We start from the raw sequence: 10,074 nt of genomic DNA, 5'->3' as shown, positions 1-10,074 counted from the left end.
CAAGATCAAAAGATCGCAGCCTTCGGCAGCTCCTACACAAAGACGTCAGCTGGCTTGGGTCTGGTCTTTGTCTTTTACGCAGGCGAAGTCTTCTTCGCGCAGCTCAGGCAGATCTTTCGCGCAGTAATTACTGCCCAGATCCTTCAACGCCCCGCACATCCCCTCCAGACGCCCATCGACCGCCTGCAGGTGGTCGAGCAACTGGTTGATGGCGCGAGCCACCGGGTCAGGCATGTCTTCAGTCACGCCGTAGGCATCAAAACCGATCTTCTCGGCCATGGCCTTGCGCTTGGCATCCTGCTCTTCGTCGGACTTGACGATGATCCGCCCCGGAATCCCGACCACGGTCGCCCCCGGAGGCACTTCCTTGGTCACGACAGCATTGGAACCCACCTTGGCACCGGCGCCGACAGTGAACGGGCCGAGCACCTTCGCGCCCGCCCCGACCACGACGCCATCACCCAGGGTCGGATGACGCTTGCCCTTGTTCCAGCTGGTGCCGCCCAGGGTCACGCCCTGGTAAATAGTGACGTCGTCGCCGATCTCGGCGGTTTCACCAATGACGATGCCCATGCCATGGTCGATGAAGAAACGTCGACCGACCTTGGCCCCTGGATGGATCTCGATCCCGGTCAGCCAGCGACCGAAGTTCGACACCAGCCGCGCCAGCCACTTCAGGTCTGCGCGCCACAGCATCGCCGACAAACGGTGAATCCAGATGGCGTGCATGCCGGGGTAGCAGGTCAGGACTTCAAAAGCGTTACGCGCCGCCGGGTCTCGATGGAATACGCTCTGGATATCTTCACGCAAACGCTCAAACATCATTAATCCTTCCGCTTTAGAAGCTCACCACGGGCCGCTTTCTGGGTTTCCGTGAGGATGCCACGCAAAATATTCATTTCCGCCCGGCTGACCGAGCTGCGTCCGTACAACCGGCGCAGGCGCGCCATCAAGTGCCGCGGTTTTTCCGGATCGAGGAATTCGATGGCCACCAGGGTTTGCTCCAGGTGTTCATAGAATCGCTCCAGCTCGTCCATGGTCGCCAGCTCGGCGCTCTTGACCGAAGCCACCTCTTCCTTCTCGACCTTGCTTGGCTGACCTTGGGCCGCCAGCCAGGACATGCGCACTTCATAGCTCAACACCTGCACCGCCGCCCCAAGGTTCAGCGAACTGAACTCAGGGTCTGATGGAATGTGCACGTGATAATGACATCGCTGCAGCTCTTCGTTGGTCAGGCCGGAATCTTCACGACCGAACACCAGGGCGATTTCCGCGCCCTGCCCGGCTTCCTCGACCACCTTCGTTCCGCATTCGCGGGGATCGAGCAGCGGCCAGGGAATGCGCCGGTCGCGGGCACTGGTACCCAGCACCAGGTTGCAGCCGACCAGGGCATCTTCCAAGGTGGCGACGACTTGCGCGTTTTCAAGGATGTCACCGGCACCGGAAGCACGGGCGTCGGCTTCGTGATGCGGGAACTGACGAGGCTCGACCAGCACCAGCCGCGACAAGCCCATGTTCTTCATGGCACGCGCAGCCCCGCCGATATTGCCCGGATGGCTGGTATTGACCAGGACGACACGAATGTTATGCAGCAAGGGAGGCGCTCTCGAACACGATAATCGGGAGCGGAATCTTACAGCTGAAGCTACCGTTAAGCCATGAAAGCGAACGTCGTCCTTCTCCTGTAGAAACTTTCTGATAGAATGCCCGGCTTTCTTTAACAACCTTAGGTGACACATCCATGCAGCCCATGCTGAATATCGCGCTGCGCGCCGCCCGCAGCGCCAGTGAATTGATCTTCCGCTCCATCGAGCGCCTGGATACCATCAAGGTCGACGAAAAAGACGCCAAGGATTACGTATCCGAGGTGGATCGCGCCGCCGAACAGAAAATCATCGATGCCCTGCGCAAGGCGTACCCGAATCACTCGATCCTGGGTGAAGAGACCGGCATGCACGCCGGCACCGGCATCGAAGGCGAAGAGTACCTGTGGATCATCGATCCGCTGGACGGCACCACCAACTTCCTGCGCGGCATTCCTCACTTCGCTGTCAGCATTGCCTGCAAATACCGCGGTCGCCTGGAGCACGCTGTTGTTCTGGACCCGGTTCGCCAGGAAGAATTCACCGCCAGCCGTGGTCGCGGCGCTCAACTGAACGGTCGTCGCCTGCGCGTCAGCGGTCGCACCAGCCTGGACGGCGCCCTGCTGGGTACCGGCTTCCCGTTCCGTGACGAGCAGATGGACAACCTCGACAACTACCTGGGCATGTTCCGCGCCCTGGTTGGCCAGACTGCCGGCATCCGCCGTGCAGGTTCCGCGAGCCTGGACCTGGCCTACGTGGCCGCCGGCCGTTTCGACGCTTTCTGGGAGTCAGGCCTGTCCGAGTGGGACATGGCTGCAGGCGCCCTGCTGATCCAGGAAGCCGGCGGTTTGGTGAGCGACTTCACCGGCGGTCACGACTTCCTCGAGAAAGGCCACGTCGTTGCCGGCAACACCAAGTGCTTCAAGGCAGTTTTGACGGCGATCCAGCCGCACCTGCCAGCCTCGCTGAAGCGCTAAGCTTCCCGCGACAGAAAAAGCACCCTTCGGGGTGCTTTTTTTATGCCCCGCAATTCGAGCCGGCTTGCTGGCGATCCGACCTGACATTCACCATTGATGCCGACTGCTACACCTCCCCCCTGTAGGAGCTGCCGAAGGCTGCGATCTTTTGATCTTGATTTTTAAAATCAACAGATCGCAGCCTTCGGCAGCTCCTACATTCGAAATCAGCTGTCACGGACAATGTTGCGGGCACAAAAAAAGCACCCCGCAGGGTGCTTCTTTTTTATCCAGCTTCAGCAGATCACTGCCCCTGCTGATTCTCCGACAGGATCAACTTGCCTTCCTTATCCACCGGAATCTGGTTGCCCGGATCACGATCCATGCGCACCTTGCCTTCCTTGCCGTCCAGCGAATACCGCACGTCGTAACCTACAACCTTGTCACTGATGTCGTTGACCGTGTTGCAGCGGGTCTGGGTCGTGGTGTAGGTATCACGCTCTTGCATGCCTTCCTGCACCTTGTTGCCGGCATAACCGCCACCGACAGCACCCGCGACCGTGGCGATCTTCTTGCCGGTGCCGCCACCGACCTGGTTACCCAGCAAACCACCTGCCAATGCACCGACCACCGTACCGGCGATCTGATGTTGATCTTTCACCGGCGCCTGCCGGGTGACCGTTACATCCTTGCACACTTCACGTGGAGTCTTGATTTGTGTCTTGACCGGCTCAACGGCGAGTACTTGTGCGAACTCAGGACCGCTTTTAACCAGGCTGTAGGTGGCCACAGCGCCCCCGGCAGTCACACCGACAGCACCCAGTACAGCACCAACCAGCATCGACTTGTTCACATGAACCTCCTGGACCATCACATGCGGAACATGTCCGCGCTTCTCCCAGCCTTGGAGCACAAAAAAAGGCGCGAGTTCAACTCGCGCCTTTTTTGGACTACATCGCAGAGAGAAACTTCCCTCAAGGACGGTCGTCGACTTCCTTCTCGGTATTGGCAGGAGGAATCAGGTCTTCCGTGCTCAGGTTCAGCCAGATCAGCACCACGTTTGCGATGTAGATCGACGAGTAGGTACCCGCCAGAACACCGATGAACAGGGCAATGGAGAAACCGAACAGGTTGTCGCCGCCGAAGAACAGCAGGGCCGCGATCGCCAGCAAGGTGGAGATCGACGTCGCCATGGTCCGCAGCAGGGTTTGCGTGGTCGAGATGTTGATGTTCTCGATCAGGCTGGCCTTGCGCAGGACACGGAAGTTCTCACGAACCCGGTCGAATACCACGATGGTGTCGTTGAGCGAGTAACCGATGATCGCCAGTACCGCCGCCAGCACCGTCAGGTCGAAGGTGATCTGGAAGAACGACAGGATACCGATGGTCACGATCACGTCGTGGATCAGGGACACGATCGCACCGACCGCAAACTTCCACTGAAAGCGGAACGCCAGGTAGATCAGGATGCCGCCCAGCGCCATCAGCATGCCGAGGCCGCCCTGGTCGCGCAGCTCTTCACCCACCTGCGGGCCGACGAACTCGACACGCTTGACCGACGCCGGGTTCTCGCCGCCGACCTTCTGCAAGGCCTCAGCGACCTGGTGACCCAGTTGCGGGTCTTCGCCCGGCATGCGCACCAGCAGATCGGTGGTTGCACCGAAGTTCTGCACGATGGCTTCGTGATAACCAGCGGTCGCCAGTTGCTCACGCACCTTGGTGACATCGGCCGGACGCTCGTAGGTCAGCTCGATGAGCGTACCGCCGGTGAAGTCCAGGCCCCAGTTCATGCCCTTGTGGAAGACACTGAACAAGGCCAGTGCGGTAAGGAACAATGTGACGCCGAACGCAAAGTTGCGAACGCCCATGAAGTTGATTGTACGTAACATGGCAGCCCCTTAAATCCACAACTTCTTGAAGTCACGACCGCCGAAGATCAGGTTGACCATCGCGCGGGTCACCATGATGGCCGTGAACATCGAGGTAAAGATCCCGAGGGACATGGTCACTGCGAAGCCCTTGACCGGGCCGGTGCCCATGGCAAAGAGGATGCCGCCGACCAGCAAGGTGGTCAGGTTGGCGTCGAGAATCGCGGTGAAAGCCCGGCCGAAGCCTTCGTTGATTGCGCGCTGCACGGTCATGCCGGCGGCGATCTCTTCACGGATCCGCGAGAAGATCAGCACGTTGGCGTCGACCGCCATACCCATGGTCAACACGATACCGGCGATGCCCGGCAGGGTCAGCGTTGCACCCAGCAGCGACATCAGCGCCAGCAGCATCACCATGTTCACCGCCAGAGCGACGGTGGCGATGAGGCCGAAGAAGCGGTAGATGGCCATGATGAACAGCGAGACGAACAGCATGCCCCACAGCGACGCATCGATACCCTTGGTGATGTTGTCGGCACCCAGGCTAGGACCAATGGTGCGTTCTTCAGCAAAGTACATCGGTGCAGCCAGACCACCGGCACGCAGCAGCAGCGCCAGCTCGGACGACTCGCCCTGGCCGTTCAGGCCGGTAATACGGAACTGGGCACCCAGCGGCGACTGGATGGTCGCCAGGCTGATGATCTTCTTCTCTTCCTTGAAGCTCTGGACCGGCACGTCTTTCTCGACGCCGTTGACCACTTGCTTGGTGTAAGTGGTGACCGGACGCTGCTCGATGAAGATCACCGCCATGCTGCGACCAACGTTCGAACGGGTCGCACGGCTCATCAGCTCGCCGCCGTGGCCATCCAGACGGATATTCACTTCTGGCCTGCCGTGCTCGTCGAAACCGGCCTTGGCGTCAGTCACCTGGTCACCGGTGATGATCAGGCCGCGCTCGATCAGCGCAGGAGGACGGCCGCCTTCACGGAACTCGAAGGATTCGGAAGTGGCTTTCGAAGCACCCGGCTCAGCGGCCAGGCGGAACTCGAGGTTGGCCGTCTTGCCGAGGATACGCTTGGCTTCGGCGGTGTCCTGCACGCCCGGCAGCTCAACCACGATGCGGTTGGCGCCCTGGCGCTGGACGATCGGTTCGGCAACACCCAGCTCGTTGACGCGGTTACGTACCGTGGTCAAGTTCTGCTTGATGGAGTATTCGCGGATTTCCGCCAGCTTGGCCGGGGTCATCGCCAGACGCAGCACCGGTTGACCATTGAGGTCGGCCGGAACAATGTCGAAATCATTGAAGTTCTTGCGGATCAGCACACGGGCCTGTTCACGGCTGTCTTCATCAGCGAAGCCCAGCTGGATAGCACCATTGAGTTGCGGCAGGCTGCGATAGCGCAGCTTTTCTTTACGCAGCAGGCTCTTTACATCGCCTTCGTAGACTTTCAGGCGCGCGTCGAGGGCTTTGTCCATGTCCACTTCCAGCAGGAAGTGCACACCACCGGACAAGTCCAGGCCCAGCTTCATCGGGTGCGCAGCGAGGTTGCGCAGCCATTGCGGGGTGGTTTGTGCCAGGTTCAATGCAACGACGTAGTCATCACCCAACGCCTTGCGTACAACGTCCTTGGCCGGCAGCTGGTCTTCAGCCTTGGTCAGGCGAATCAGCCCGCCCTTGCCGCCCTCTGCCAGCGTGGCAGCCTTGACGTTGATCCCGGATTCCTTGAGCGCAGCGCTCACACGATCCAGATCAGCCTGATTGACCTGCAGCGCAGTGCTTGCACCGCTGACCTGAATGGCCGGGTCATCAGGATAAAGATTGGGAGCGGAATAAATCAGACCGACCGCCAGCACCGCCAGGATCAGAATGTATTTCCACAGAGGATATTTGTTCAGCATCACGCCGCCCGTTTATGACGCGGGGCGCCTTGCGCGCCCCGTCGATTGAAAATGAAGTTGAAACTTAGATCGCTTTGAGCGTGCCTTTTGGCAGCGTCGCGGCGATGGCGCCTTTCTGGAATTTCATTTCGACGGTGTCGGAAACTTCCAGAACGACGAAATCGTCGGCCACTTTAGTGATCTTGCCGGCGATACCGCCAGTGGTCACAACTTCGTCGCCTTTCTGCAGGCTGCTCAGCAGGTTTTTCTGCTCTTTGGCGCGCTTGGCCTGTGGACGCCAGATCATCAGGTAGAAGATGACCAGGAAGCCGACCAGGAAAATCCACTCGAAACCGCCGCCCATAGGGGCTGCCGCAGGGGCTGCAGCGTCTGCCATGGCATTAGAGATAAAAAAGCTCATTTAGCACTCCAGTTGCAAATGTTGAATCTTGGGGTCAGGAAACTCAGTCCAAAAGCGGAACAGGTAACCCGCGTTTGGCATAGAAGGCATCGACAAAGGCGGCCAATGTACCCTGTTGAATAGCCTCGCGCAAACCAGCCATAAGCACTTGATAATGACGCAAGTTATGGATGGTATTGAGCATGCTTCCCAGCATTTCGCCGCACTTGTCCAGGTGATGCAGATAAGCGCGGGAGAAGTTCTGGCAGGTATAGCAATCGCAGGTCGGATCGAGCGGCGAATCATCATGGCGATGGAACGCGTTTCGGATCTTCAGCACGCCGGTATCGATGAACAGATGCCCATTGCGGGCATTACGGGTTGGCATCACGCAATCGAACATGTCCACACCGCGGCGCACACCCTCAACCAAGTCTTCCGGTTTGCCAACGCCCATAAGGTAACGAGGTTTGTCAGCCGGCATCATGCCCGGCAGGTAATCCAGCACCTTGATCATCTCGTGCTTGGGCTCGCCCACCGACAGGCCGCCAATGGCCAGGCCGTCGAAGCCGATCTTGTCCAGGCCTTCCAGGGAACGCATGCGCAGGTCCTGGTGCATGCCGCCCTGAACGATGCCGAACAGCGCCGCCGTGTTGTCGCCATGGGCTTCTTTCGAACGCTTGGCCCAACGCAGGGACAACTCCATGGAAATACGCGCGACGTCTTCATCAGCCGGGTACGGCGTGCATTCGTCGAAAATCATCACGATGTCCGAGCCCAGGTCACGCTGGACCTGCATCGACTCTTCCGGCCCCATGAACACCTTGGCGCCGTCGACCGGGGAAGCGAAAGTCACACCCTCCTCCTTGATCTTGCGCATGGCACCCAGGCTGAACACCTGGAAACCGCCGGAGTCGGTCAGGATCGGGCCTTTCCACTGCATGAAATCGTGCAGGTCGCCGTGCTTCTTGATCACTTCCGTACCCGGGCGCAGCCACAGGTGGAAAGTGTTGCCCAGAATGATTTCAGCGCCAGTCGCCTCGATATCCCGTGGCAGCATGCCCTTGACCGTGCCGTAGGTGCCCACCGGCATGAAGGCCGGGGTCTCGACGGTACCGCGCGGGAAGGTCAAACGACCGCGACGAGCCTTGCCATCAGTGGCCAGCAGCTCGAAAGACATACGACATTGGCGACTCATTCTGTTTCCTCTGGGCCACGTGGTGCGGGGTTACGGGTGATAAACATCGCATCACCGTAGCTGAAAAAGCGGTATTCGTTGTCGACGGCGGCCTTATAGGCGGCCATGGTCTCGGGATAACCGGCGAACGCCGAAACCAGCATCAACAGCGTGGATTCGGGCAAATGGAAGTTGGTGACCAGGGCATCGACCACATGAAACGGCCGGCCAGGGTAAATGAAAATATCTGTATCGCCGCTGAACGGCTTGAGCACGCCATCGCGCGCCGCACTTTCCAGCGAGCGCACGCTAGTGGTCCCCACCGCCACCACGCGACCGCCGCGAGCACGGCAAGCCGCAACGGCATCGACCACGTCCTGGCCGACTTCCAGCCATTCGCTGTGCATGTGATGGTCTTCGATCTTCTCGACCCGCACCGGCTGGAACGTACCCGCGCCAACGTGCAGGGTAACGAACGCCGTCTCGACGCCCTTGGCGGCAATCGCCTCCATCAACACCTGATCGAAATGCAGCCCCGCCGTCGGCGCCGCCACCGCGCCCAAACGCTCGGCGTAAACGGTCTGGTAACGCTCGCGGTCGGCGCCTTCATCCGGGCGGTCTATATAAGGAGGCAACGGCATGTGCCCAACACGGTCGAGCAGCGGCAACACCTCCTCGGCAAACCCCAGCTCGAACAACGCATCGTGCCGCGCCAGCATCTCGGCCTCGCCACCACCGTCGATCAGGATCTTCGACCCAGGCTTGGGCGACTTGCTGGAACGCACATGGGCCAGCACGCGATGACTGTCGAGCACCCGCTCCACCAGGATTTCCAGCTTGCCGCCGGAAGCCTTCTGGCCAAACAGCCGCGCCGGAATCACCCGGGTATTGTTGAACACCATCAAATCGCCGGGGCGCAAATGCTCCAGCAAATCAGTGAATTGACGGTGTGCCAGGGCGCCGCTGACCCCATCCAGGGTCAACAGACGACTATTGCGACGCTCGGCCAATGGATGGCGGGCAATCAGCGAATCAGGGAGCTCGAAAGTAAAGTCAGCAACGCGCATGATGGGGTTCGTCTAGCAGGGCCGGGAAGTCTAGCGGAATTATCAAAAATTCTCCATGTACCTGATTGACCAGCGGTTATCTCATCTCTATACTTCGCCGCCATTGAGCCCTGATGGCGGAATTGGTAGACGCGGCGGATTCAAAATCCGTTTTCGAAAGGAGTGGGAGTTCGAGTCTCCCTCGGGGCACCAAAATTAAGAAAGGTCTTGCTTAGCAAGGCCTTTTTTTTCGCCTGCGATAAAGTGGCCAGCACCCCACCGACAAACACCCCGACAACGCACCAACCCGTAGGAGCTGCCGAAGGCTGCGATCTTTTGATCTTGCTTCTCTTCCGCCCCTCTCGCCGGAAGAACATTTCACAAGGATTCCCCCCATGGAATTGCACCTGGAAACCGTCGCCCTCTTCTCCCTCAAACTGGCTTATGAATCGGAAGGCCAGAGCCCGATTTTGCGGGATGATTTGGTCATGGGTGATTACCAGCGGGATGTGTTTGAGTTGCTGGTGCGGCGCGGGGATGTTGAGGGGATTCTAGTAAAGGTGAATGAGTGCCTCAATCTCGCGCTGAACGTCCTCGGCGGCGTCGATACAGTCTTGGGCCGTGAGCTGCACAGATTGGCGGCGATTTTCAGCGCAGCACGGTCGATAGAGCAGCTTTATGCACCCCTCGTCACGCTGAAGGACTACTTGAAAGACATTCAATGAAGACGGGCGGCCTAAAAAACGGGAGCGTCCATTAGCCAGAACGTCGGGGGTCGCCAAGACTTACCAATAAATCTGCCTCTTTTTCCAAGAAATGGTGAATCTGCCCCCCCTGATACACGCGCGCCCTTTCCCCTCTTTTTTTCCGTCTACCAGCGTTAGCCGAGCCCTCTTCCGGCCAAAGTAGTATTTCTGTTTAGCCACATCATTGATGAATTGGCTGCCAAGCAAACCTAAACGGTCCCCAGCATAAAGGCATTCTCATCGCGCGTTTTACAATGCGGGTATCTGATATCACCGCGTGAACGCACTAGAGGAGAAGTCTAGGTGCGGGACGGGCTCAGAGAGACGTCGGCGAAGGCTTGGCTGTTTACCATACATCCGGGCGGAGTAGGCTAGGTGATGCCGTGGAGACGGATTATTAGGTGGGGGGGGGGGGGGCTT

The 10,074-nt window shown here is 59.1% G+C and carries 10 protein-coding genes and 1 tRNA gene; 3 read left to right on the top strand and 8 right to left on the bottom strand.

Annotated elements, in window-relative coordinates; translation table 11 throughout:
• Positions 1-45: 45 nt before the first annotated feature.
• Both cysE and trmJ read right to left on the bottom strand, forming a co-directional pair.
• Positions 46-822: a serine O-acetyltransferase gene (cysE, locus tag AC07YV_RS29210; RefSeq protein ID WP_015093624.1), complete on the bottom strand. Its 777-nt coding sequence runs from the start codon at positions 820-822 to the stop codon at positions 46-48.
• Between the two features lie 2 nt (positions 823-824).
• A complete protein-coding gene (gene trmJ, locus AC07YV_RS29205; RefSeq protein WP_007974014.1) occupies positions 825-1,595 on the bottom strand; it encodes a tRNA (cytosine(32)/uridine(32)-2'-O)-methyltransferase TrmJ in 771 nt (256 codons plus the stop codon).
• A gap of 146 nt (positions 1,596-1,741) precedes the next feature.
• On the opposite strand from trmJ, the gene suhB reads away from it, so the two are divergent.
• Positions 1,742-2,560, top strand: coding sequence for a type III secretion system regulator SuhB (suhB, locus tag AC07YV_RS29200; RefSeq protein WP_007974015.1), 819 nt, complete (start codon positions 1,742-1,744; stop codon positions 2,558-2,560).
• A 283-nt stretch (positions 2,561-2,843) separates the two neighbouring features.
• On the opposite strand, the gene AC07YV_RS29195 is transcribed toward suhB, so the two are convergent.
• The 6 genes from AC07YV_RS29195 to queA form a co-directional block, all read right to left on the bottom strand.
• The gene (locus AC07YV_RS29195; RefSeq protein WP_015093622.1) at positions 2,844-3,392 is read right to left on the bottom strand and encodes a glycine zipper 2TM domain-containing protein; all 549 of its coding nucleotides are present in this window, start codon (positions 3,390-3,392) and stop codon (positions 2,844-2,846) included.
• 121 nt (positions 3,393-3,513) lie between these two features.
• Positions 3,514-4,428 (bottom strand): protein translocase subunit SecF, encoded by a 915-nt coding sequence (secF, locus tag AC07YV_RS29190; RefSeq protein WP_102702727.1) that lies wholly within the window; start codon positions 4,426-4,428, stop codon positions 3,514-3,516.
• Between the two features lie 9 nt (positions 4,429-4,437).
• Entirely contained in the window at positions 4,438-6,306 is a 1,869-nt protein-coding gene (secD, locus tag AC07YV_RS29185; protein WP_102702728.1) for a protein translocase subunit SecD, read from the bottom strand.
• Positions 6,307-6,370: 64 nt separating this feature from the next.
• Complete coding sequence (yajC, locus tag AC07YV_RS29180; protein ID WP_007956696.1) at positions 6,371-6,706, bottom strand: preprotein translocase subunit YajC; 336 nt, start codon at positions 6,704-6,706, stop codon at positions 6,371-6,373.
• A 43-nt stretch (positions 6,707-6,749) separates the two neighbouring features.
• On the bottom strand, positions 6,750-7,865 hold the full coding sequence (gene tgt, locus AC07YV_RS29175) for a tRNA guanosine(34) transglycosylase Tgt (RefSeq protein WP_173900872.1): 1,116 nt from the start codon (positions 7,863-7,865) through the stop codon (positions 6,750-6,752).
• Between the two features lie 14 nt (positions 7,866-7,879).
• Positions 7,880-8,929 carry a tRNA preQ1(34) S-adenosylmethionine ribosyltransferase-isomerase QueA gene (gene queA, locus AC07YV_RS29170; RefSeq protein WP_102702730.1) on the bottom strand — a complete coding sequence of 350 codons (1,050 nt, stop codon included), beginning with the start codon at positions 8,927-8,929 and terminating at the stop codon, positions 7,880-7,882.
• A 107-nt stretch (positions 8,930-9,036) separates the two neighbouring features.
• Here queA and AC07YV_RS29165 point away from each other — a divergent pair.
• Both AC07YV_RS29165 and AC07YV_RS29160 read left to right on the top strand, forming a co-directional pair.
• Positions 9,037-9,121, top strand: a tRNA-Leu gene (locus tag AC07YV_RS29165).
• A gap of 182 nt (positions 9,122-9,303) precedes the next feature.
• Positions 9,304-9,633 (top strand): hypothetical protein, encoded by a 330-nt coding sequence (locus AC07YV_RS29160; RefSeq protein ID WP_102702731.1) that lies wholly within the window; start codon positions 9,304-9,306, stop codon positions 9,631-9,633.
• Positions 9,634-10,074 lie beyond the last annotated feature (441 nt).

The sequence above is a fragment of the Pseudomonas sp. GW456-E7 genome (assembly GCF_059424105.1).
The sequence above is the reverse complement of the archived record's forward strand: the minus strand, read 5'-3'. Positions and strand labels throughout refer to the sequence as shown.

Coding starts and splice junctions, on each gene's coding strand:
- yajC (WP_007956696.1), bottom strand. CDS start 6,706: ATGAGCTTTTTTATCTCTAATGCCATGGCAGACGCTGCAGCCCCTGCG.
- queA (WP_102702730.1), bottom strand. CDS start 8,929: ATGCGCGTTGCTGACTTTACTTTCGAGCTCCCTGATTCGCTGATTGCC.
- AC07YV_RS29160 (WP_102702731.1), top strand. CDS start 9,304: ATGGAATTGCACCTGGAAACCGTCGCCCTCTTCTCCCTCAAACTGGCT.
- secF (WP_102702727.1), bottom strand. CDS start 4,428: ATGTTACGTACAATCAACTTCATGGGCGTTCGCAACTTTGCGTTCGGC.
- suhB (WP_007974015.1), top strand. CDS start 1,742: ATGCAGCCCATGCTGAATATCGCGCTGCGCGCCGCCCGCAGCGCCAGT.
- tgt (WP_173900872.1), bottom strand. CDS start 7,865: ATGTCTTTCGAGCTGCTGGCCACTGATGGCAAGGCTCGTCGCGGTCGT.
- secD (WP_102702728.1), bottom strand. CDS start 6,306: ATGCTGAACAAATATCCTCTGTGGAAATACATTCTGATCCTGGCGGTG.
- cysE (WP_015093624.1), bottom strand. CDS start 822: ATGTTTGAGCGTTTGCGTGAAGATATCCAGAGCGTATTCCATCGAGAC.